This is a genomic window from Arthrobacter sp. IK3, from assembly GCF_051337705.1.
Lineage (GTDB): Bacteria > Actinomycetota > Actinomycetes > Actinomycetales > Micrococcaceae > Arthrobacter_B > Arthrobacter_B koreensis.
Genome location: NZ_JBPPSW010000001.1, coordinates 467,690 through 489,680, shown reverse-complemented (window position 1 = coordinate 489,680; position 21,991 = coordinate 467,690). Strand labels below are relative to the sequence as shown.

Annotated in this window: 19 protein-coding genes; 1 reads left to right on the top strand and 18 read right to left on the bottom strand. The window is 66.2% G+C overall.

Annotation, left to right across the window (positions count from 1 at the left end; translation table 11 throughout):
* The first annotated feature begins 328 nt into the window (after nucleotides 1-328).
* The gene (locus ACSLGO_RS02375; RefSeq protein WP_436399795.1) at nucleotides 329-2,356 is read left to right on the top strand and encodes a DUF222 domain-containing protein; all 2,028 of its coding nucleotides are present in this window, start codon (nucleotides 329-331) and stop codon (nucleotides 2,354-2,356) included.
* A gap of 615 nt (nucleotides 2,357-2,971) precedes the next feature.
* Here ACSLGO_RS02375 and tsaD read toward each other — a convergent pair.
* The 18 genes from tsaD to glmS form a co-directional block, all read right to left on the bottom strand.
* A complete protein-coding gene (gene tsaD / locus ACSLGO_RS02370) occupies nucleotides 2,972-4,048 on the bottom strand; it encodes a tRNA (adenosine(37)-N6)-threonylcarbamoyltransferase complex transferase subunit TsaD (protein ID WP_263129022.1) in 1,077 nt (358 codons plus the stop codon).
* The gene (rimI, locus tag ACSLGO_RS02365; protein ID WP_436399822.1) at nucleotides 4,045-4,524 is read right to left on the bottom strand and encodes a ribosomal protein S18-alanine N-acetyltransferase; all 480 of its coding nucleotides are present in this window, start codon (nucleotides 4,522-4,524) and stop codon (nucleotides 4,045-4,047) included. Before rimI ends, tsaD begins: the two co-directional genes overlap by 4 nt.
* Nucleotides 4,525-4,550: 26 nt before the next feature.
* The gene (tsaB, locus tag ACSLGO_RS02360; RefSeq protein WP_377955350.1) at nucleotides 4,551-5,219 is read right to left on the bottom strand and encodes a tRNA (adenosine(37)-N6)-threonylcarbamoyltransferase complex dimerization subunit type 1 TsaB; all 669 of its coding nucleotides are present in this window, start codon (nucleotides 5,217-5,219) and stop codon (nucleotides 4,551-4,553) included.
* 62 nt (nucleotides 5,220-5,281) lie between these two features.
* Entirely contained in the window at nucleotides 5,282-6,097 is an 816-nt protein-coding gene (locus tag ACSLGO_RS02355) for a hypothetical protein (protein WP_436399794.1), read from the bottom strand.
* The gene (locus ACSLGO_RS02350) at nucleotides 6,090-6,530 is read right to left on the bottom strand and encodes a hypothetical protein (RefSeq protein ID WP_436399793.1); all 441 of its coding nucleotides are present in this window, start codon (nucleotides 6,528-6,530) and stop codon (nucleotides 6,090-6,092) included. The genes ACSLGO_RS02355 and ACSLGO_RS02350 overlap by 8 nt, the downstream gene beginning before the upstream one ends.
* Nucleotides 6,531-6,535: 5 nt before the next feature.
* The gene (locus ACSLGO_RS02345; RefSeq protein WP_091602762.1) at nucleotides 6,536-6,877 is read right to left on the bottom strand and encodes a hypothetical protein; all 342 of its coding nucleotides are present in this window, start codon (nucleotides 6,875-6,877) and stop codon (nucleotides 6,536-6,538) included.
* The gene (locus ACSLGO_RS02340; protein ID WP_091602759.1) at nucleotides 6,856-8,019 is read right to left on the bottom strand and encodes a hypothetical protein; all 1,164 of its coding nucleotides are present in this window, start codon (nucleotides 8,017-8,019) and stop codon (nucleotides 6,856-6,858) included. Before ACSLGO_RS02340 ends, ACSLGO_RS02345 begins: the two co-directional genes overlap by 22 nt.
* The gene (locus ACSLGO_RS02335; protein ID WP_091602755.1) at nucleotides 8,016-8,330 is read right to left on the bottom strand and encodes a DUF6507 family protein; all 315 of its coding nucleotides are present in this window, start codon (nucleotides 8,328-8,330) and stop codon (nucleotides 8,016-8,018) included. The genes ACSLGO_RS02340 and ACSLGO_RS02335 overlap by 4 nt, the downstream gene beginning before the upstream one ends.
* A gap of 91 nt (nucleotides 8,331-8,421) precedes the next feature.
* A complete protein-coding gene (gene tsaE, locus ACSLGO_RS02330; RefSeq protein ID WP_263127390.1) occupies nucleotides 8,422-8,964 on the bottom strand; it encodes a tRNA (adenosine(37)-N6)-threonylcarbamoyltransferase complex ATPase subunit type 1 TsaE in 543 nt (180 codons plus the stop codon).
* Nucleotides 8,961-10,166 carry an alanine racemase gene (gene alr / locus ACSLGO_RS02325; protein WP_436399792.1) on the bottom strand — a complete coding sequence of 402 codons (1,206 nt, stop codon included), beginning with the start codon at nucleotides 10,164-10,166 and terminating at the stop codon, nucleotides 8,961-8,963. The genes tsaE and alr overlap by 4 nt, the downstream gene beginning before the upstream one ends.
* Before the next feature lie 34 nt (nucleotides 10,167-10,200).
* The gene (locus tag ACSLGO_RS02320; protein WP_436399791.1) at nucleotides 10,201-10,707 is read right to left on the bottom strand and encodes an N-acetyltransferase family protein; all 507 of its coding nucleotides are present in this window, start codon (nucleotides 10,705-10,707) and stop codon (nucleotides 10,201-10,203) included.
* An 8-nt stretch (nucleotides 10,708-10,715) separates the two neighbouring features.
* Complete coding sequence (gene mgrA / locus ACSLGO_RS02315) at nucleotides 10,716-11,762, bottom strand: L-glyceraldehyde 3-phosphate reductase (RefSeq protein WP_263127392.1); 1,047 nt, start codon at nucleotides 11,760-11,762, stop codon at nucleotides 10,716-10,718.
* 48 nt (nucleotides 11,763-11,810) lie between these two features.
* Nucleotides 11,811-13,577, bottom strand: coding sequence for a malto-oligosyltrehalose trehalohydrolase (treZ, locus tag ACSLGO_RS02310; RefSeq protein WP_263127394.1), 1,767 nt, complete (start codon nucleotides 13,575-13,577; stop codon nucleotides 11,811-11,813).
* Entirely contained in the window at nucleotides 13,574-15,880 is a 2,307-nt protein-coding gene (gene treY / locus ACSLGO_RS02305; protein ID WP_325785794.1) for a malto-oligosyltrehalose synthase, read from the bottom strand. The genes treZ and treY overlap by 4 nt, the downstream gene beginning before the upstream one ends.
* Entirely contained in the window at nucleotides 15,877-18,063 is a 2,187-nt protein-coding gene (gene glgX / locus ACSLGO_RS02300; protein WP_325785795.1) for a glycogen debranching protein GlgX, read from the bottom strand. The genes treY and glgX overlap by 4 nt, the downstream gene beginning before the upstream one ends.
* Before the next feature lie 54 nt (nucleotides 18,064-18,117).
* Nucleotides 18,118-19,656 carry an NAD(P)H-hydrate dehydratase gene (locus tag ACSLGO_RS02295; protein WP_386916987.1) on the bottom strand — a complete coding sequence of 513 codons (1,539 nt, stop codon included), beginning with the start codon at nucleotides 19,654-19,656 and terminating at the stop codon, nucleotides 18,118-18,120.
* A 10-nt stretch (nucleotides 19,657-19,666) separates the two neighbouring features.
* Nucleotides 19,667-20,017, bottom strand: a complete 351-nt coding sequence (locus ACSLGO_RS02290; RefSeq protein WP_091602728.1) for a holo-ACP synthase — start codon at nucleotides 20,015-20,017, stop codon at nucleotides 19,667-19,669.
* A gap of 33 nt (nucleotides 20,018-20,050) precedes the next feature.
* Entirely contained in the window at nucleotides 20,051-21,928 is a 1,878-nt protein-coding gene (gene glmS, locus ACSLGO_RS02285) for a glutamine--fructose-6-phosphate transaminase (isomerizing) (protein WP_091602725.1), read from the bottom strand.
* Between the last annotated feature and the right edge of the window lie 63 nt (nucleotides 21,929-21,991).

Here is a 21,991-nt window from a genome sequence, read left to right as displayed (position 1 = left end):
CTGAGAGCCTTGGGGTATGAACCGTTCCTCGGGCACCCCGTTTTCCCGGTCAGCTGACCGGGAACAGGACGGTGCTCCGGGTGCGGAACCAGGACGAGATTCTGCCGGCTCCTTTTTTATCCCCGGTCCCGGGCGATCGGATGGTATCGGCGGCCCGGGTGGCCCAGGCGGTTCGGGTGGCTCGGGTGGCCCTGGCGGCCCCGCCCGTCCAGGCAGCTTGGGCGACGCCGGCAGCCCCGGCAGCCCCGGCAGTTCCGGCGCCACCGGAGGCCCGGGTGGCTCGGGAGGCCCTGATGGAAGGGACTCACCAAAGCCGCACCGCGGCGCTGTGCTCCCCACGGTTTCTGTCTTCCATGCCGAGCCCGGGCCGACAGACACAACCGATCCCGATCCGCTGCCCGAGGGATTCACCGGACAGCTATCCCTCCGCGGACCCGAAACCCTCGGCTACGACGAAACCGTCTCCACGCTGCAGCGCCTGGGCATACTCATCTCCTGGGCCCAGGCCCAGCAGGCCCGCGTAGCCGCCCGCCTGGAAGTACTCTTCGCCAGGGACATCACCGAGGCATCCGGACGCGAAGAACCAGCACTGGCCATGAGCCTCGCAGCAGCCGAAGCCTCCACCGCACTGAACATCCCCCACATGACCGCCATGCAGCTCATCAGCGAATCCACCCGGCTCTGCACCGACGCACCACAGACTCTCGCCCGTCTGGCCGAAGGGAAAATCGCCCTCCAGCACGCCCGCATCATCCTGGACGAAACCCACAACCTCCCCACCGACATCCTCGAAGAACCAGCCGCCGGCAGCGCCCCCGGTCGCGCTCCCGGTAGTGCTCCCGCACCAGTTGGCCCCGGCGCACCGGGTGACGGGGAACCCGGCCAACTGGACCTCGGACTCGAAAACCAGGACGCGCAACCCGGACCTACCAGCGACCACGGATCGAACGAGCAGGCTGACGGGGACGGCCCCCGTGATCCCGCGCCCGGAGCCGGGCTCACCGTCCGGGGTGCGTTCGAACGCGATCTGCTCGCGGCAGCCGAGGGAAGGACCGCTGCCGGATTCGGCCGCCGTGCCCGACGGCTGCGGGAATCACGGTTCCCGGACCTGATCCCCGTCCGGCACCGCCAGGCCAAAGACAAACGACGCGTCAGCTTCCAACCCCTGCCAGATGGCATGTCCTGCCTCAGCGCGATCATCGCCGCAGAAAAAGGCCAGGCCATGTTCGCCGCCCTGACCGGTGCAGCGAAAGCCGGCAAACATGCCGGGGACCCCCGCACCATGGACCAGCTCCGCACGGACGTCCTCACCGAACTGCTTCTCGGGGGCGATCCAGCAGCTGACAGTCCTCCCGATGCAGGTGACTTTGCGTCAGGCAAAGGCTCTCCGCCTTCTAGCGCCGCCGAGGAAACTTTGTCCGCCACTGGTACGGATAGCAGTCCCAGCATCATTTCCAGCCCTGGCACTGGCTCCGGCCGCGGGCCCTACCCCGGCTCCGGCACCCACCCCGGCCACAGGCCCCACCCCGGCAAAGGGTCCTCCTCCGGCGACGGCTCGGGTACCAGCACCGCCCCTGGCCCTCATGCTGACTCCGATTCCCGCGCTGACGCGGGTTCCCGATCCGGCTCCGGCCAGGAAAGCCCCACGGAAGCACCCGCTGCCCCGCGCAGAAGCCCCGGCCAGGAAGCCACGCGTCCCCGCCGTGCCGAACGGCACCGGCAACGAAGCCGCTCCAAAGTCCGCACCGAGGTCATGGTCCTCATCAACGCCGACACCCTCGCCGGACTCGACGAGAACCCCGCAGAACTCAACGGCTACGGACCGATCAGTGCAGAAACAGCGCGGGCCATGATTCTCGACGCCCTGCGCTGGACACCCCTGATCCAGGACCCCAGCACGGGAGAGATCCTGAACGTTGGACGAACACGGCGGATCCCGGCTGGACTCAAACGCTGGCTTCAGGCACGGGACGGGAGGTGCAGGTTCCCCGGCTGCTCCGTGAGCGTCACGCACGCGGAGATCGATCACACCAAGCCCTTCTCCCGCGGCGGGCCCACGGATCACGCGAATCTGGAACACCTCTGTCCTAAGCACCACCGGTTCAAAACCCTCGACCACTGGACAGCACGCCAACCCGAACCAGGAACCATCGAATGGCACTCACCCACCGGACGAACCTACGCAACCGGTCCGACTCTTGAGTACCAGCACGCGGAGTACCAGCACGCGGAGTACCAACAGCCTGAGTCTCAACAGGCTGAGTTACAACCGACCACGCGGGCTCCGGAACAACGGCGTCACCCGCATCCGCCGTCGCCGTCGCCGTCGCCGGAGGATGATCCGCCGCCCTTCTAGCCGGAGACCGTCCGGTAGAAGGCGGTACACGACCGGACAGAGGGACAGAGGGACGGAGGGACGGAGGGACGGAGGGACGGATCTCCACGAGGGTGAATGACAGGGAACTGGGTACCAGCCGGTTGTAACTCGGGTCCGAGATATTTGTCTACGTGGGATCCCTGTTCGACGGGAGTCAGTCCGGTGCCGGTCCTGCGAGCCCTCCGGAAGCGCGGCCAGGGTGTAGCCCGGAAGACGGCCCGGCCAGCGACCGGCCATGCCGAGGCGCCTAAATGAGCTGGCGGCTGCGTGAGCCCTGTCCTGCCCGGCCATGCCTGCCCGGCGACTGTGCTTACCCGGTCGCCCAACCGGTGGCGGGGTGAGCCCGGTCGCCCAACCGGTGGCGGGGTGAGCCGGGTCGCGGAGCTGGCGGCTGCGTGAGACGGCAGCTGCGTGAGACGGCGGCCGCGCTCACCCGGCCACTGGGCCGGTGGCTGCGTGAGCCCGGTCCCCCGACCCGACGCCTAACCGAGCCAGCGGCTAAATGAGCCCGGTCCCCCGACCCGGCGGCTGCGTGAGCCCCCTCACCAAACCGGCGCCTAACCGAGCCGCGGCTGGGGTCTAGCCCCTACCCTGCTACGCAGCAGGAAGCTGAATGCTGGTCACAGGCTGGGAAGGATCCGGGGTGAAATCCACACCGGAAGGTTCGCCGCCAGCCATGACGATCTGCGAACCCAGGGCAGCAACCATTGCACCGTTATCGGTACACAGACGGATGGGAGGCACCCGAAGCGAAATTCCGGCAGCAGCACAACGCTCGGCGGTCAGCTCACGAAGCCGGGAGTTCGCAGCAACACCGCCACCCAGCAGAAGGTTCGTAATCCCCTGCTCAGTACAGGCGAGAACAGCCTTGGACGTAATGACATCCACAACCGCCTCCTGGAAGGACGCAGCAATATCCGCAACAGGAAGCTCCTGCCCGGCAGCCTCATACTGCTCCACACACCGGGCAACAGCAGTCTTCAAACCGGAAAAGGACCAGTCATACCGGTGCGGACCCGGAGCCTCGGCCGTACCCATGTACTTCGGCTGGGTCAGTCCGCGGGGGAACCGGATAGCCTTCGGGTTCCCCTGGCGGGCAAGCCTGTCGATTGCCGGGCCACCGGGATACCCAAGACCCAGAATCCGGGCAACCTTGTCATACGCCTCACCGGCAGCATCATCAATGGTCGACCCAAGCAGCTGGACATCCGCTGTCAGGGACCCGACACGAAGAATCTCTGTATGCCCGCCCGAAACAAGCAGGGCACCAAGGTTTTCCGGAAGCTTGCCGCCATCGAGAACACCAACACCCACATGGGCCACCAGATGGTTGATCGCATACAGCGGTTTGCCCGTAGCCACAGCCAGGGCCTTAGCAGCGCAAACACCAACCATCAAGGCACCGGCAAGGCCGGGGCCGGAGGTGACAGCAATCGCATCGATGTCCTCCAGCGTTACACCGGCCTCATCCAGGGCCTGGCGCAGGGTCGGAACAAAAGCGTCCAGATGTGCACGCGAGGCGATCTCCGGAATGACACCGCCAAAACGGACATGCTCCTCCATCGAGGAGGACACGGCATTGGTCAGCAGCGTGTCGCCGCGGACAATACCGACACCGGTTTCATCGCAGGAGGATTCGATGCCAAGCACCAGTGGTTCGGTGCGGTTCATTGGACGTCCTTCACAGGGTTGGATTCGCGCACCGGAGCACCTTCCCAGGTGGAAAGCTCCAGACGCATAATCAAGGCATCCGCTCCGTCCCGGTAGTACCTCGGACGGACGTGGATCTGTTCAAAGCCAAACCAGCGGTAAAGCCGCTGCGCCCGGGGATTGTCAGCACGCACTTCGAGAAGCACGTCATCTGCACCCCGCTGCTTCGCCTCATCCACAAGAGTGGCAAGCAGCCTGGACCCTGTACCGGCACCCTCATGGGCTGAGTCGACGGCAATGGTCTGCACATCCGCGATGGGCAGTACGCACATCAGCCCGGCATACCCAATCACCGTGCCGTCAGGATCCTCGGCAACATAGTACGAACGGGTAGCGCGCTGTCGCAGTTCGTCGTAGAACATCTCGGTGGGCCACGCATCAACCGGGAACATCGCCTTTTCCAGCGCATCCACTGCCGGGATATCGTCCTCGGTCATCGCCCGGATCACGGCAGGCTGCCCGATCACAGCGCCCGCTTCCGGGGACCGGGCACCTTGGCATCGGATTCGCGAAGATAGAGCGGCAGGTCCGGAAGCAGCTCCAGTCCCCGGACCAAACGCACGACGGCGGTGCGGCCCAGCGCTTCAGCCGTCGGCTGGGCTGCAGCAAAGTCCTGCACCGTGCGCAGCTCCTCCGGATACAGTCCTGCACCTGCACCATAGGCCGGCACATCCGGAACCTCAGACGGGGCAGAAACATCCGGCCCGTCGAGGAGTTCGGCGGTGCCGCCGGTACTGCGGTAGCGCGCCCAGTAAACCTCTTTGCGCCGGGCATCCGTAGCCACAACGAACTCATCCACTCCGGCGCGCCACGCGTCCAGGGCAGCGTCCACTGCAATGGCGTCCAGGCTCATGACGCCGTGCAGCGGCTTGTTCCAGGCGAAAGCAAGGGTACGCGCGGTGGCTATGCCCGACCGCAGCCCGGTAAACGGGCCGGGGCCCACACCCGTGACGATCGCATCGACCTGATTCCCGGAGACACCGGCGTCGCTGAGGAGCCTCTGGATACCCGGCGCCAGAACCTCGGCATGGGACCTGGTGTCCTCGGTGGCGAAGGACGCGAGCGTTTCACCCTCACCGTTGAGAAGTGCCGCACTGGCTATGGCAGAGGTGTCGATGGCGAGGATAAGCACGGTGTTCAGTTTACGCCGTCGCCCGCGGCTCCCGTGCGGGAGGGCAGCGGCCGGACAAACGGTCAGGCCAGCTCGGCGCTGACCGTCTGCAGCAGGCCCCTGTATGCCTGCGCCGAGGGCCAAGGCTTCAGCAGCAGCCCCCTCTCACTGTTCACCAGCTGCCACGTTCCTGCAGGCCTCGCCTGGATACCGGTTTGAAGGTCAGTGCGTCCATCAACCTGCTGCCAGATGAACCACTCCTGCTCCCACATGTGCCGTACCGCGGCGTCCGCCTTCTCAGGGAGGGGAACCTCCGCACCGGATGCACCGGACATCCGTGCCTGGACTGCCTCCGGGGAGATCGATACTTCCGCGTCCAGGAGCCACGAAGGTCCCAGGCCCAGCCATGCTGCGAGCGCTGGGAAAAACTGGTCGAGGGACAAGAAATCGACCTGGCGCCGGCCCGGATCACCCTGGTCCCCCATCCGCAGCCTGGCACACGACGGTCCGGCCAGCACGAGGACGCCCTCGCTTCCCAGCGCGCCGTAGAACGCAGACTTTTGTCCGCCGCAGGCCGCTGCGAACTGCACGCTGCCTGACGTGCCGTCTAGAGGCGAAGCGACCAGCCGGCCTTCGGCCGTGAGACGGCCCCTGCCCGTCACCAGCCCGGTGGCCTCAAGTTCTTCTAGGCCTTCCTGTGCGGTACCTAGGCCGAAGCGCCCCAGTTTGTCGCCCCTGCCCAGCAGGAGGAGGACATCCTGGGCGGCCGGTGAGAGCCACGGGCCCTTGGACCGGAAATCCTGCGTCACTGCCAGCCCGGACAGGGCTTCCAGCGGTTCGCCTGCCTGCTGTGAGGCGAAAGGCTCAAGTCGCGGTTCTGCCGCGGGGAAGTCATCCATCCCTTGTTCCGTCCTGTGCCTGGATGCTGCCCGCCATGACCGAGAAGGCCTGGTCATAGGCCGGAAGCTGTGAAGTACGGCATGTGGCTGTGCAGGTGGTCAGCAAGCCGTCCCGGAGGTGGAACCACTGCTGGACGTGCAGGACGGCTTCGGGAGTTTCGTAGGTGTACTCGATCCAGCGGCCTTCGGCGCCGCTGTACGGCCAGAGATTCCAGCTCAGCACCTGGGGAGATTCGAGGGCGGCGAGTACGCCGGCTGCCTCCTGGGTTGCTGCCCGGCCTGCCGTCCCCTCAAACGGGCGTGTGCGCAGGGTCAGGTTGGGCCGGAACCCTCCGGTTGCCGGTGCCAGGACCAGCGCCTCACCGTTTTGGCGGCTGGCTTCCCATCCGGGCGGAACCTGCATCGACACAGAATCGACAGTAATGACGTCCACCGGGTTCACGCTGCCCGGGCCTTCGCGTTCTCGGCCATTTTGACCCATCGGGGCAGCATAAAGCGCGGGAGCCAAACCAGGCTCATGAGGAAGGTCCAGATTCCTCCCAGCATAAGCACCAGCAGCACTCCCAGGAGGGGCCGGGGCAGGGAGTCGCCGTCCACGTCCCACAGCAGAGTTCCGGTCAGCAACCCAACGCCGCCGTAAAGCATGCCAAGGGCGGGATAAGCCTTGACCTTCGGAAGGAGGCCCGGATGCCCCAGCCATGTGCGCCAGCGTCCGGTGTAGGCGCGCCATCCCATGGCGAGCACCACGAGGCCGAGGATCAGCCCCAGAATGAATCCCATAGGTCCTTGGCCTTCTTTCCTATCTTTTCTCCGACGCCGCTGCCAATGATGCCGCCGGCAATGCCACCCACAATACCGCCGGCAACAGCGCCGGCCGCCGTTCCCACCACGGGGATCCAGCTGCCAACTACCCCGCCGACGACGGCGCCGGCCTTCGCTCCTGCCCAGGCGCCTCCGGCACCGGCAGCCAGGGATGCGCCTCCAACAATCGCAACGTTCTCCGTGACGGACAGGGCCCGCTGGCCGGGGGTCCAGTCCGGATGCTCAATCCGGTCCGCGTTGTACTGTTCGCTGCCCTGGTCCCATGCGGTTATTCCGGCGTCCAGGACAAAAAGTCCGCGCCCGCCCCAGCGCGCCCAGGCCGGAGGGGTCGCTGCTTCGGCATTGAGCCGCAGCTCAGGGCCCGGACGGGCGAAGCCGTCATCCGGGAACGGGACACGGGTCAGGTCTACCGAGCGTTCAACGGGAATCAGGATGCCGGATGGAGACCGGGTATAGCGCACACCTCCGTCCACCACTTCGTAGGGAATGTTCTCCAGGCGCAGTTCCGCGGCAAGGTCGCCGCTGACATCCACGGTCCGGCGAACATGCAACTGGGACTGATGAACGTGCTCCAGCACGGTGTCCGCCAGGGAGGTGGTGGTACCAAATCCGGTACTGCCCAGGATTCCGCTGTCCGGCAGCAGTCCCGACGCCGCGCGGATCGAGCCGGCGCACCGGGCCTCTGCTTCCGCGTATTTTCGGCATAGCTCCTGAACCTGCAGCTGAAGGGAGGCCACCTCCGCTTCCCGGCTTTCCGGGTCTGCGTCCGGCTGGGGCGTGCACTGGCCGGAAAGCGAAACCAGGTCGCTCGCCTGCTGCCTGAGGGCCCTGGCATCCGCGGCAAATTCCACCAGTGCTGTGCGGATCAGGCCCGTGACAGTTTCGGCCTCGTTCCCGAATGACTGGACCTTGTCGAAGGCCCCGTAGGCTGCCTCCGCTTCCGGCGCACTGTAGACCGCACCCAGCCCCAGCCAGATTTCCCGGCTGGCAGTGGCGGTACCGGAAGCATCCGTCCCGGCGGCAGCAATCAGGTCTGCCTGGCGTTCAAGCTCCCCGGCCTCCGCGAAATCGGGGAGCGAGGAGAAATCCACGGCGGTCATCCAACCTCCGCCGCGTTTGCCTGGGCGCGGGCGGCCATCTCGAGGTCGGCGTCCCGATAAGCGTCCAGTGCCTGGTGGAGGGACGAGCAGGCGGTCTCAGCGCGGCTCCTCGCGTTGGCGATCAGGAGGGCAGCGTACTGCTCGTACGCTGCTTTCAGTGCATCACCGACGACGGCGCTGCGCGCGGCGGCCTGCGCCCCTTCGGCTGCGTCCTGCAGGCTTTTCGCCGCGTCGGCCAGGTTAGCGGCTTCCTCGGCGGTGCGGTTCACCACGGATCGTGCCGATGCCAGGTCAATGTTCCAGCTGGCCATGTCCCTCCCCCAAAGCGATATCCGGTTGCGGTTTATCGTATCCGGGGCCCGGACGCACCCGCGATGGGGAGAAGTACCCATCGCCCGGAGGTTAGGAAGCCAGCCCAGGGGCTGTGGCCCAGCGCGGACCATACCCGGCGATCCGGATGGACCGCTCCTCGTCGTCGTCCTCCGCCGAGAAGTCCGTGACCAGTTCGCCGGCTCCGGCCGCTTCTCCCCCGGTGGCACGCTGCAGGGTGATTTCGAGGCGGCTCTCGGCGAGGTGCTCCACCAGGCCATGCCCCCACTCCACCACCGTTACGGACGAATCCATGGTGTTTTCAAGATCGATGTCGTCGATCTCCGCGGCCGACCCGAGCCGGTAGGCGTCCACGTGCACCAGATCCGGACCGGCACCCAGCGCCGGATGGATCCGCACGAGCACGAAGGTTGGGGAAATAATTCCCGGGCGCACGCCAAGACCCTCGCCGAGGCCCTGCGTAAAGGTGGTCTTGCCTGCACCAAGTTCCCCGGTCAGGAGAAGCAGGTCGCCTGCGCGCAGCTCGCCGCCGAGCGTGCGGGCGAGTTCCTGCGTCTGCGCCGCGCTGGAAGTGGTGTACTTCTGCTCCCACGCCGGAGCTTCGGCGGCATTCACGGCAGCGCCGCTTCAGCGTCCGGGTCAAGGCTCACGGCGGATTCAGCGGCCCCCGAGTCGATGTAGCTCCGGGTCACTCGGCCGCTAATCCGGGTGATGATCTCGTAGTTGATCGAGCCGCTGGCCTGGGCCCACTCGTCAACGCTCGGGTAACCGGACGGCCCAAAGAGAACTGCTTCCTTGCCCAGGAACGTATCCGCAGTGCCGGCCACGCCAGTGCGGCCCACGTCGATCACCATCTGGTCCATGGCGATGCGGCCGACTACCGGAAAGACCTCGCCGTCAACCATCACGGGGCCGCCCGTGGCGACGCGGGGAATCCCGTCCGCATATCCCACCGGCACAAGGGCCAGGGTTGTGGGTTCGGCGGTGCGGTAGTGCAGCCCGTAGGAAACTCCCTGCCCGGCAGGGACTTCCTTGCAGTTGGCGATGGTGGTCTTGAGGGTCATGGCCGGGACGAGTCCGAGCTCCTGCGCGCTTTGGCCCGGGAACGGGGACAGCCCGAACATGCCCAGTCCCACCCGAACCAGGTCGAAGTGCGAATCCGGGCGGGAGAGGACCGCGGGAGTGTTCGCAATGTGGCGCACCTCGTGGTCCACCCCTGCGTCCTCCGCCACTGCCACGGCCTCGCGGAACCTCTGCAGCTGCTGGTCGGTTTCCTGCCTGCGCGGCTCGTCCGCCACTGCAAGGTGGGAGAAGATGCCCACCACCCGCAGCAGGCCGTCTTCCTGGTACGCCAGCGCGGCACCGACGAAGGACTCCCACAGCTCTTCGGGACAGCCGTTGCGTCCCAGCCCGGTGTCGATCTTCAGGTGCACCCGCGCCGGTACCTCCAATTCACGGGCAGCTGCCACTACGGCTTCAAGCTCCCAGCCCGAAACACCAATGTCGATATTCGCGGCGATGGCCGCGGAGAAGTCACTGTCCGCGGTGTGCAGCCAGGCCAGCACGGGCGCGGTGATTCCCGCCGTGCGCAGGGCCAGCGCTTCGGAAATGTGTGCCGTCCCCAGCCAGGAGGCTCCGGCGTCGATCGCGGCGCGGGCAACCTCCAGCGCCCCGTGTCCGTAGGCATCGGCCTTCACCACGGCCATGAGGCGGGCGGGCTTGGCGATTTCGGCAAGATGGCGGACATTGTGCCGGATAGCGGCGAGATCGACGACGGCGCTGCGCTCCGCCGCGGGGACAGTTTCGAGGTAATTCACGGGTCCATTCTTTCACTGCGCGCCCGGCAGGAAATCACAGGCCGGTCTCCGCGAGGTGCTTGTGCATGATGTGCAGGCCGGTAAACCCGTGAATTGGATGGGCGAACGCTTCCGGAACTGTGGTGAGGATCCCGAACCCCAGGGACTGCCACAGCGCCACAGCCCGCGTGTTTGTCTGGACCACGGCGTTGAACTGCATGGCACGGTACCCCTGCGCCTCAGCCTGCTCCAGCACGTGGGCGGCGAGCGCCCGAGCGATTCCACGGCCGCTCGCCCACCCGGCAGTCATAAAGGATGCGTTGGCCACATGGCTGCCGGCACCGGCACGGTTGGGGTGAAGCTGGGCCGTTCCGAGGACCTGCCCGGCTTCCTCCGCCACGAAGATGTGCGCCGGGCGGGGTTCAAGCCAAACGGCCCGTGCTTCTTCCTCCGTCAGGTCCCGGTTCCAGCAGTAGGTTCCCCCGTCCCGCACGATTGGCTCCATGACTGTCCAGATGCCCGGCCAATCCCCTTCTTCGGCTTCCCGGATGCTGATACCCAAGGCGTGGCTCAGGCGTCGAGGGCTGCAGCCCAGAGATTGATATCCGAGTCCTGCGCAAAGGTGTCAATCTCCGCGAGCTCCGAGTCCGTGAAATCCAGCTTCCGGACTGCCGCCAGGCTGTCTTCGAGCTGCTTGACGCTGGAAGCGCCCACCAGCGCGGACGTGATGGCGGTACCGTTGCGCTGGGTACGCAGTACCCACGCGATCGCCATCTGTGCCAGCGTCTGTCCGCGGGACTCGGCGATGCGGTTCAATCCGCGTACCCGGTCCAGGTTTTCGTCGGAGAGCTGCGACGGGTCGAGTGACTTTCCGGCTGCGGCGCGGGAGTTCTCCGGCACGCCGCCGAGGTATTTGTTCGTCAGCAGGCCCTGCGCGAGCGGCGAGAAGGCGATGGACCCTGCGCCGGTCTCTTCAAGGGCTTGGAACAGGTTCGGCTCGCCCTGTTCCACCCACCGGTTCAGCATGGAGTAGGAGGGCTGGTGGATCAGCAGCGGCGTGCCCATCTCCCGGAGGATGCGCGCAGCCTCGATGGTCTTCTCCGCAGAGTAGGACGAGATACCGGCGTACAGTGCCCGGCCCGAACGCACCGCGGTGTCGAGCGCGCCCATGGTCTCCTCGAGCGGTGTGTCCGGGTCCGGACGGTGGCTGTAGAAAATGTCCACATAGTCCAGTCCCATGCGTTCAAGTGACTGGTCCAGGCTCGCCAGGAGGTATTTCCGGGAGCCCCAGTTTCCGTAGGGCCCCGGCCACATGTCATATCCGGCCTTGCTGGAAATGATGAGTTCGTCCCGGAAGGGCCGGAAGTCGTCCTTCATATGGCGGCCGAAGTTGGTTTCTGCGCTGCCGTACGGCGGACCGTAGTTGTTGGCCAGGTCGAAGTGCGTGACTCCAAGGTCGAAGGCCCGGCGCAGGATGGAGCGCTGGGTCTCGAACGCTACGTCATCTCCGAAGTTGTGCCACAGGCCAAGCGACACGGCCGGCAAGTGCAGTCCGCTGCGGCCAACACGGCGGTACGGCATGGATTCGTAACGGTCTTCCGCGGGAGTAAAAGTCATGGCTCCATCCTGCCACCGCTGCCGCCGCGAATCGAGGAAGCGGCGTCGTCAGTCCTGGCCGCTCCCGGTGAGGATCGCCGCGCCGTAGCCAGGAAGTTCCACGCCGCCGTCGTATGTCGACAGCGGCGCGGTCTCCAGCAGGACCCGCACACTTCCGCTCACGGGAATGGGCAGTTCGCGCGGAGAGTCAGCGAAATTCAGGGCGACGACGACGCCCCCGCGGTGAATGGTCAGCCACCGCGATATCTCGTCAAAGTCCACGCTGATATTCCGGAAATCGGGTTCAGTCAGTTCCGGCACTGTCCGGCGCAGCGCCAACAGGTCGCGGTAGAGCCGGTGCAGCCTGGCATGCCCGTCATTGCCGACTTCGGACCAGTCCAGTTTTGAGCGGATGAACGTCTCGGGATCCTGGGGGTCGGGAACCAGGGACGGGTCCCAGCCCATCCGCGCGAACTCAGCGAGCCGCCCCTCAGCCGTAGCCGTTCCCAGTGCTTCTTCCGGATGGGACGTGAAGAACTGCCAGGGGGTGGACGCCCCGAACTCCTCACCCATGAAGATCATGGGAGTGTTCGACGACGAGAGGTTCAGGACGGCGGCGAGCGCCAGCTGGTCATAGCCCAGGACAGCCGTGTTCCGGTCTCCGGCCGCCCGGTTGCCGATCTGGTCATGGTTCTGCACCGCAACCACCAGCTGACGCGGAGTAATCACGGACGTGTCCAGCGGCCGGCCGTGGCTGCGCTGCCGGAAGGAGGAGAAGCTGCCGTCATGGAAGTAGCCGTTGGTGATGACCCTCGCAATGGCGTCGAGGGAATCGAAGTCCGCGTAGTACCCCTGCGTTTCGGCGGTGAGGTTCGTGTGCACCGCGTGGTGGAAGTCGTCGGACCACTGGCCCGCAATCCCGTAGCCGTTGAGGTGCCTGGGCGTGATCAGACGGGGATTGTTCAGGTCCGACTCAGCGATCAGGAACAGGGTTCCGCCCAGGTCCGCGGAGAGGTCGTCGGTCAGGGCAGCCATTTCCTCCAGGATGTGGAGGGCACGCTCGTCACGTAGGGCATGGACTGCGTCCAGGCGCAGGCCGTCAACGTGGTAGTCACGGAACCACATCTCCACGTTGTCCAGGATGTACTCGCGGACCGGGTCCGAATGCGGACCGTCAAGGTTGATCGAATCGCCCCACGAATTGGCGCTGCCCTGCTGCAGGTAAGGACCGAACAGCGGCAGATAGTTCCCGCTGGGACCGAGGTGGTTGTAGACAACGTCCTGAATGACGCCGATCCCGTGGGAATGCGCGGCGTCAACAAAGCGCTGGTATGCCTCCGGCCCGCCGTAGGCTTCGTGGACCGCGTACCACAGCACGCCGTCGTAACCCCAGTTGTGGGTGCCGTTGAAGGCGTTGACCGGCATCAGCTCCACATACTGCACGCCCAGGTCCGCCAGGTAGTCAAGCTTCCCAGCGGCGGCGTCCAGGGTGCCCTCGGGAGTGAAGGTTCCAATGTGCAGTTCGTAGATCGCTCCCCCGGCCATACCGGGCGAGACCCAGCCGGAGTCCGTCCACTGGAACCTGGAAGGATCGAAAGTCCGGGAGAGGCCGTGGACGCCGTCGGGCTGCCGGCGCGAACGCGGATCCGGCACCGGGGTGGTGGCGTCATCAATGAGGTAGCCGTAGTCGATCTCAGTGCCGGCCGTCTCCGTGTCCCGGGCATGGTCGGCATGCCACCATCCCCCGGTTCCGGCTCCCATGGGCACCTCGCGTCCGTCAGCGAGGAGCCTCATGGACTGTGCCCGCGGAGCCCAAACACTGAACGTTCTGCTCATGATGCCTCCTGGCGGACCAGCAGGGCCACGGGGTAGTGCTCGAACAGCTCTTCAGCTTCCACGCTTCCTCCCTTATGGCTCTTGCCGCTTAGACGGTCGGTGTAGTTGCCCTGCGGGAGCTGGACGGTCGTGCCCCGCCAGCCGCCTGCGGACGCCAGCCCCAGGGGAAGCCTGGTGACCAGGGAGAGGGCGCCGCCGCGGTCAAATCCGAAGACGTGTTCCGCGGCCGGTCCTTCACTGCCCAGCGCCGAATAGCCGCTGAAGAGTTCCGGCTGTTCCCGCCGCAGGCGCAGTGCTTCACGGGTGACGCGCAACTTGGCCGCCCCCGAGTCGTCCACCGGGCCGGGCTGACCCTGCCCGGCTTCGGCGACGGCGGTACGCAGGGAGTAGTCCACCGGGCGACGGTTGTCCGGGTCCACCAGGGAGTGGTCCCACAGCTCCGTGCCCTGGTAGACGTCGGGGACTCCGGGCATGGTCAGCTGCACCAGCTTCGCACCGAGGGCGTTGGACCACCCCGCCGAGGTAATCCGCTCGACGACGGAGGAGAGGACGGCGTTGGCTTCGGGGTGGTCCCAGGCACCGTCCACCAGCGCATGGAGCTGCTTCTCGAAGGCCTCATCCGGTGCGGTCCAGGTAGTGCTTTGGCCAGCTTCCCGGGCCGCCTTCTCTGCATAGGCGTGGGCTCGTTCGCGTTCCAGCGGCCAGGTTCCGGCGAGCGCCTGCCACACCAGGTCCGCCAGCGGCCGGTCGCCCAGGGGCAGGAGTTCGCCAAGGGTGGCCACAGCTTCGGTCCATTCCCGGGGTATCTCGGACAGGACGCTGATCCGCGCCCGGGTGTCTTCGCTGCGCTTGGTGTCGTGGGTGCTCAGGGTGGTCATCGCCAGCGGTGCTTCCTGCTGCCGCACCAGCATGGCGAGGTGCAGGTCATGCGGTTCCAGCGCAAACAGGGACGGATCCGCCCCTACCTCGTTCAGCGACGTCAGCCGGGAATAGCGGTAAAACGCGGTGTCCTCCACTCCCTTGGCCATGACCATGCCGGATGTCTGCTGGAACCGGACCGGGAGTTCATCCAGTCCGGATCCAGTGCCCCCGCCGCGCAGCAGCGGAACCAGGACATCCAGGGCGGGTTCAAGATCTGGACGCCGCACCCGCGCGTTCAGGACTGCTTCTTCCAGGTACTCGGCGCCGTCGGGAAGGTAGCTCCGGTACACGGGGAAGCAGGCGAGCAGCTCGGCAATCGCGTCGGCGGCCACCGCGGCATCCAGGCCGGAGTCTTCGGGCAGCAGGCGCACCAGCCGCTGGACCTCGGAGTGCAGCAGCCCGTCGGCAACGGCCCTCTTGGTGTCGTGGATCATGTGGCGGTAGGGCTCGGCGTCGGATGCGTCCGTGAGCAGTCCCGCTGCCTGCGGGTCCACGAACAGCCGGTCCACCTCGGCCAGCGCGTCGTAGCCGGTGGTCCCGGCGACGGGCCAGCGTTCGGGGAGCTTCTCCCCCGGCTCAAGGATCTTCTCCACCAGGACGTAGGCGCCGCCGGTCAGTTCGCTGAGCTGGCCCAGGTACCCTGCCGGATCCGCCAACCCGTCCGGGTGGTCGATCCGCAGGCCGTCGACCAGCCCTTCGCGGAACCAGCGGCCCACCTCAGCGTGGGTTTCCTCGAAAACCCACGGAACTTCCACGCGCACACCGGCGAGGGTATTCACGCCGAAGAACCGCCGGTAGTTGAGCTCATTATCGGCGCGGCGCCAGCTCACCAGTTCATAATGCTGGCGGTCATGGACTTCACGGGCGGTGTCTCCGGGGCTGTACGTTCCCTCGGCGATCGGGAAGGTCTGCTCGTAGTAGTGCAGCGCCCCGTCCTCGATCCGCAGCTCGTCCAGGGCGTCGCTGTTCTCTCCCAGCACGGGCAGGCGCAGCCGCCCTGCTCCGGCGTCCCAGTCGATGTCGAAAGCCTCGGCGTACCGGGAGCTGCGGCCTTCCTGGAGAACCGACCACCACCATCGGTTGGCGGACGGCGTCGCGACGCCCATGTGGTTGGGAACAATGTCCACCAGCACGCCCATGCCAGCCTGGTGGGCTGCGTCCGACAGCGCCTGCAGTCCTTCCGGGCCGCCGCGTGCCGGGTCAACGGCGGAAGGATCCGTGACGTCGTAGCCGTGCGTGGATCCCCGCTCTGCCGTAAGCAGCGGCGAGAGGTAGACCCAGTCCGCGCCCAGGTCCTTCAGGTACGGGACCAGGGCCGCGGCGTCGTGCAGGCTGAAGCCCTCATGCAGCTGGAGCCGGTACGTGGAGCGGGGGGCCCTCATACGGCGCTCTCCCGGGTCCTGGCTTCGGCCAGCACCGCGAGGGAAGCCGCTACTGAGTGGTCGTGGACTTCGTCTTCCTGCCGGTGGGCGCGCAGCACGACCATCGACTTCGCGGCGACCTCAAGCTTCCCGTCGCTGCCGATGGGTTCGGAGTCAGCCCCCCGCCCTGCGGTATCGATGACCTGGTCCCAGAGGTCCCCGTACTCCTGCGGCGGAAGCGTGACGGTTACGGCGTCATCATCCGCGTTGAAGTACAGCAGGAAACTGTCATCCGTGATCGGCTGGCCCCGGCGGTCGTTGCCGCGGATGCCCTGCCCGTTGAGGAAGACGCCCAGGGAACGGCCCAGCTGGCTGTCCCAGTCCTCGGGCTTCATCGGCGATCCGTCCTCATTGAGCCAGACAATGTCCGGAAGGACGTCTTCTTCCCCGCGCTCCACCGGACGGCCGTCAAAGAACCGGCGCCGGCGGAACGTTGGGTGTTCTGCGCGCAGCCGGTTCACCGCAGCGGTGAATTCCATCAGCGGCGCGTCCATGTTGTCCCAGTTGATCCAGGTCAGCTCGGAATCCTGGGCGTAGCCGTTGTTGTTGCCGTTCTGGGTCCGGCCGAGCTCGTCACCGTGGGAAATCATCGGGACACCCTGGGAGAGCAGCAGCGTTGCCAGGATGTTGCGCTGCTGCCGGGCGCGCAGCGACAGGACCTCCGGGTCATCCGTGGGACCTTCAACGCCGCAGTTCCACGAACGGTTGTGGGACTCGCCGTCGTTGTTGTCTTCGCCGTTGGCTTCGTTGTGCTTTTCGTTGTAGGAAACCAGGTCCCGCAGGGTAAACCCGTCGTGGGCCGTGACGAAGTTGATGGAGGCAACGGGACGCCGCCCCGAGGACTCGTAGAGGTCCGCCGAACCGGTGATGCGGGAGGCAAATTCACCCAGTGTCGACGGTTCGCCGCGCCAGAAGTCCCGAACCGTGTCACGGTACTTGCCGTTCCATTCCGTCCACTGCGGCGGAAAGTTGCCCACCTGGTAGCCGCCGGGCCCGATGTCCCACGGCTCGGCGATCAGCTTGACCTGGGAGACAACCGGGTCCTGCTGCACCAGCTCGAAGAACGTGGACAGCTTGTCCACGTCATAGAACTCACGGGCCAGGGTGGAAGCGAGGTCGAAACGGAATCCGTCTACGTGCATTTCAGTCACCCAGTAGCGCAGCGAGTCCATGATCAGCTGCAGGGAGTGCGGGTTGCCGACGTTCAGGGAATTGCCGGTGCCCGTGTAATCCATGTAGTAGCGCTTGTCGTCGTCCACCAGCCGGTAGTAGGCCGCGTTGTCGATGCCGCGGAAGGAAAGGGTGGGTCCCATGTGGTTGCCCTCAGCGGTGTGGTTGTAGACCACGTCAAGGATCACTTCGATGCCGGCCGCGTGCAGGGCCTTGACCATGGCCTTGAACTCCTGGACCTGCTGGCCGTCCTCCCCGGTGGAGCCGTAGGTGTTCTGCGGGGCGAAGAAGCCGATGGTGTTGTAGCCCCAGTAGTTGGAGAGGCCCTTCTCCTGCAGCGTTGAATCGTTCACGAACTGGTGCACCGGCATGAGCTCAAGTGCGGTCACGCCCAGCTTCTCCAGATGGGCGATCACGGCGGGGTGCGCAATGCCTGCGTACGTGCCGCGCTGCTCTTCGGGAATTTCGGGGTGCATCTCGGTCAGGCCCTTGACGTGGGCCTCGTAGATGACGGACTGGTGGTACTCAGTGCGCGGACGGCGGTCTCCGTCCCAGTCGAAGAACGGGTTGACCACCACGGCCTTCATCATGTGGGGCGCCGAGTCCTCGTCATTACGGGAGTCTTCGTCACCGAAGTTGTAGCCGAACAGGGACTGGTTCCAGTCAACCTGCCCGGAGACGGCCTTGGCGTAGGGATCCAGCAGCAGCTTGTTGGGGTTGCAGCGGTTGCCCTGTTCGGGGTCGTTCGGTCCGTCCACGCGGTAGCCGTACTTCTGCCCCGGAACCACATGAGGCAGATAGCAGTGCCACACATAGCCATCCACTTCGGTGAGCGGAATGCATGTTTCAGCGCCGTCGTCATCATAGAGGCAGAGGGTTACGGAATCCGCTACTTCGCTGTACAGAGCGAAATTTGTGCCGTTTCCGTCGTAGGTTGCTCCCAACGGGTAGGCATCTCCGGGCCACACTTCCATTCAAAGCTCCTCGCTGCGGTGGGTAGCAGGCAGATACTATGCCTGCTTACTTTTCTACAGTATGCCAGCTTCTCCGGGCCCGGGACGCCACTGTTCCATGGCCGAGATCACCCGGCGGATAGCCTCGGGAAGCAGCGAGGGCTGGACCGGCCCCTGCTCGGCGGCGAGCTTCCCGGCCCGGCCGTGGATGCTGGCCGCTGCCGCAGCCACCGCGGCGTAGCAGCCGGGATGCGGCGAGGACTTCCGGGCGGTGGAGAGCATCGCCCCGAGGATGCCGGAGAGGGTATCGCCGCTGCCCGCCGTGGCGAGCCACGGCGTCGCGTCGGCCTGGCTAAAGACAGGCCCGCCGGGGGCAGCTACCAGTGTTGCCCAGCCCTTCAGCAGGACTGTCGCACCGGTCAGGGCGGCGGCTTTCCGCACCCAGGTGAGCGGATCGGCTTCGATCGATTCCCGGCCGGTGTCCTCGCCCAGCCGGTTCAGCAGCGCGGTCAGCTCGCCGGCATGCGGGGTGAGGATCACCTGCTCGCCCATCCCCGGCTCGACGGCGGAGAGTGCGTCGGCGTCGATAACGCAGGGGAGCCCGGACGCCATTGCATCGACGGCGCGGCGGCGCTGCGCCTCGTCCGTACCCGCGCCGGGCCCGGCGACCCAGGCCTGGACATGTGTGAGCGGGACGGTGCTGTCCGAACAGACAGCCTCCGGATGCGCCTGGTTGATGAGCCTGCGAACCGGTTCCGGACCCAGGTACCGGACCATTCCGGTACCGGTGGCCAGGGCAGCGCCCGTTGCAAGCACCGCTGCCCCGGGATAGGTATCCGATCCGGCCGCTATGCCGAGCACGCCCCTGCTGTATTTCTGGTCCCCGGCCGCCGGACGTGGCAGCAGCGCTGCGATGTCCGGTGCAAGCAGGCGGTTCACGGCGGGCGTGCCAAGGTACGGGGTGATGCCAATGTCCACCACCTCGATATGCCCGGCCGCTTCAGCGCCGGGTCCGGCAACGAGTCCGGTTTTCACGGCGCCAAACGTCACGGTGGCATCCGCTTGCAGGTATGGTCCGGGCGCCTGCCCGGTATCGGCATCAATGCCGCTGGGCAGGTCGCAGGCGACGACGGCGGGCGCGTGCCCGCGGCGCAGCCTCGCCGGTGCCAGGGCGGCCAGGTGGGCTGCCGGGCCACGCAGGCCCCCCTTGCCGCCCGTTCCGAGAACGCCGTCCAGGACCAGGTCCGCGGCTCGACAGAGCTGCAGGGCTTCGTCCGTTTTGTCCGTGCTGAGCTCCAGCACCCGGCCTCCTGCTGCAAGGAACGCTGACAGGGCCTCGGCATGCGCACTGGAGGAGGTGCGGACGGCGGTGGTTGCGCAGCCCCGCTTCAGCAGCCGGGCTCCCGCATAGAGCGCGTCTGCCCCGTTGTTGCCCGCCCCGGCAAGCACTACGCAGGATGCGCCGTAGATCCGGCCGCGCCGTTCCTTGAGCAGCGCGGCACAGAATGAGAAGAGTCCGTGGGCTGCCCGCTGCATGAGCTCCGCGCCCTGGCCGGCATCCAGGAGGGGGCGCTCGGCGGCACGGACCGCGGTCCCGGAGTACGCACTGATCATGCGTACCAGACTAGCCTTCTGCGACCACCATGGCAGTGGCCAGGTCGCCGTCGTGGCTCAGCGACAGGTGCCAAACCCGGACGCCGCGCGCTTCTGCCGCTGCGGCAACCGTGCCCTCGACCCGGATTTTTGGCGCCCCGGCGGCATCCAGTTCAACCTGGCAGTGCTGCCAGTTCATGCCGGCCGGTGCACCGAGTGCCTTGGCCACGGCTTCCTTGGCGGCAAACCTGGCCGCCAGGGAACGCAGGTTCAGTTCCCGTTCGGCCGGTACGAACAGCCGGGTCCGAAGGCCGGGTGTGCGTTCAAGCTGGCGTCCGAACCGCGGGACATCCACCACGTCCACTCCGATACCGACAATCATGGTGTTCCCCCTGGTCCCTTGGCTGACGGCTGTTTATTCGACGGTGACGGACTTGGCCAGGTTACGCGGCTGATCGACGTCGTATCCCTTGGCGGTTGCCAGGACGCAGGCGAAAATCTGCAGCGGAACCGTAGTCAGCAGCGGAGCGAGCAGCGTCGGGGTCTCCGGCACGTAGAAGATGTGCTCGGCGTAGGCCTTGACGGCGTCGTCGCCCTCTTCTGCAATCACGATGGTCTTGGCGCCGCGGGCACGGATCTCCTGGATGTTGGAGACCACCTTGGCGTGCAGCGAGTCCCGGCCGCGCGGCGACGGAACAACCACGAAAACCGGCTGGCCTTCTTCGATCAGTGCGATCGGCCCGTGCTTCAGCTCGCCGGCGGCGAAGCCTTCAGCGTGGATGTACGCCAGCTCCTTCAGCTTCAGTGCACCTTCCATGGCGACGGGGAAGCCCACGTGGCGGCCCAGGAACAGGACCGAAGACGTATCCGCCATCAGTTTGCCCAGTTCCTTGATGTCCTCGGCGCTGTCCAGCACCTGCTGGATCTTGGCCGGAACCTTGGCGAGGTCCGCGAGGATGTCCTTGATTTCGCCCTGGAACTTGTTGCCGCGGATCTGCGCGAGGTACAGCCCCAGCAGGTAGGTGGCCGTGATCTGGGCGAGGAAGGCCTTTGTGGAGGCGACGGCGATCTCGGGTCCTGCGTGCGTGTACAGGACAGCGTCTGCTTCGCGCGGAATCGTGGAGCCGTTGGTGTTGCAGATGGCCAGCACCTTGGCGCCCTGCTCCTTGGCGTAGCGGACGGCCATGAGGGTGTCCATGGTCTCGCCTGACTGGGAGATGGCAACAATCAGTGTGTTGGAGTCAACAATTGGATCCCGGTAGCGGAACTCATGGCTGAGTTCGACCTCAACGGGAATCCGGCACCAGTGCTCAATGGCGTACTTGGCAACCTGCCCTGCGTAGGCGGAGGTGCCGCAGGCCAGGACCATGATCTTGTTGATGGACTTCAGTTCCTCCGGGCTCACCCGAAGTTCGTCCAGCGTCAGCCGGCCGTCCGCGTCGGAGCGGCCCAGCAGGGTATCTGCCACGGCCTGGGGCTGGTCATTGATCTCCTTTTCCATGAAGGAGTCGTAGCCGCCCTTCTCGGCCGCGGCAGCGTCCCAGTTCACGTCGAATTCGGTACCTTCTGCGGGTGCCCCGAAGAAGTCCGTGATCTCAACACTGTCCGGGGTGATGGTGACGATCTGGTCCTGGCCCAGTTCCACGGCACGGCGGGTGAAGTCGATGAAGCCTGACACATCCGAACCGAGGAAGTTCTCGCCGTCACCGAGGCCGACGACGAGGGGAGAGTTCCGGCGTGCGGCCACTACGGTGTCCGGGGAATCGGCGTGGACGGCCAGGAGGGTGAAGGCGCCTTCCAGCCGCTGGCAGGCAAGCTGCATGCTCAGGGCGAGGTCCTTGTTGCCGGCGCCTGCGTAGATGCTGCCCAGCAGCGCCGCTGCTACCTCGGTGTCGGTTTCGGAGCGGAATACGGCGCCGGCGGCCAGGAGCTCTGCCTTGAGCTCGGCGAAGTTCTCGATGATTCCGTTGTGGATCAGCGCAAGGCGGTCATTGTCCGCGAGGTGGGGGTGTGCGTTGCCGTCGGTGGGTCCGCCGTGGGTGGCCCAGCGGGTGTGGCCGATGCCGGTGGTTGCCTCCGGCAGGGGCGCAGCTTCCAGCTCAGCGACCAGGTTGGCCAGCTTGCCGGACTTCTTCCGGGAATCGACTCCCCCGGGAGTCAGCACAGCGACGCCGGCCGAGTCATAGCCGCGGTATTCGAGGCGCTTCAGGCCCTCCATGACAACGTCCAGGGCGCTGTGTCCTACTGCTGCGGCGGCACCCGGGCGGCCTGTATAACCTACGATTCCACACATGCTGCTAAGACTACCGGCACGAGCGGCTGCCGGTCTAAACAGCGCTGCTTCCCTGTGCCGGAC

Coding starts and splice junctions, on each gene's coding strand:
- tsaD (WP_263129022.1), bottom strand. CDS start 4,048: ATGAACCGCACCGAACCACTGGTGCTTGGCATCGAATCCTCCTGCGAT.
- rimI (WP_436399822.1), bottom strand. CDS start 4,524: ATGACCGAGGACGATATCCCGGCAGTGGATGCGCTGGAAAAGGCGATG.
- ACSLGO_RS02355 (WP_436399794.1), bottom strand. CDS start 6,097: ATGGATGACTTCCCCGCGGCAGAACCGCGACTTGAGCCTTTCGCCTCA.
- ACSLGO_RS02345 (WP_091602762.1), bottom strand. CDS start 6,877: ATGGGATTCATTCTGGGGCTGATCCTCGGCCTCGTGGTGCTCGCCATG.
- ACSLGO_RS02340 (WP_091602759.1), bottom strand. CDS start 8,019: ATGACCGCCGTGGATTTCTCCTCGCTCCCCGATTTCGCGGAGGCCGGG.
- ACSLGO_RS02335 (WP_091602755.1), bottom strand. CDS start 8,330: ATGGCCAGCTGGAACATTGACCTGGCATCGGCACGATCCGTGGTGAAC.
- mgrA (WP_263127392.1), bottom strand. CDS start 11,762: ATGACTTTTACTCCCGCGGAAGACCGTTACGAATCCATGCCGTACCGC.
- treZ (WP_263127394.1), bottom strand. CDS start 13,577: ATGAGCAGAACGTTCAGTGTTTGGGCTCCGCGGGCACAGTCCATGAGG.
- treY (WP_325785794.1), bottom strand. CDS start 15,880: ATGAGGGCCCCCCGCTCCACGTACCGGCTCCAGCTGCATGAGGGCTTC.
- glgX (WP_325785795.1), bottom strand. CDS start 18,063: ATGGAAGTGTGGCCCGGAGATGCCTACCCGTTGGGAGCAACCTACGAC.
- ACSLGO_RS02295 (WP_386916987.1), bottom strand. CDS start 19,656: ATGATCAGTGCGTACTCCGGGACCGCGGTCCGTGCCGCCGAGCGCCCC.
- ACSLGO_RS02290 (WP_091602728.1), bottom strand. CDS start 20,017: ATGATTGTCGGTATCGGAGTGGACGTGGTGGATGTCCCGCGGTTCGGA.
- glmS (WP_091602725.1), bottom strand. CDS start 21,928: ATGTGTGGAATCGTAGGTTATACAGGCCGCCCGGGTGCCGCCGCAGCA.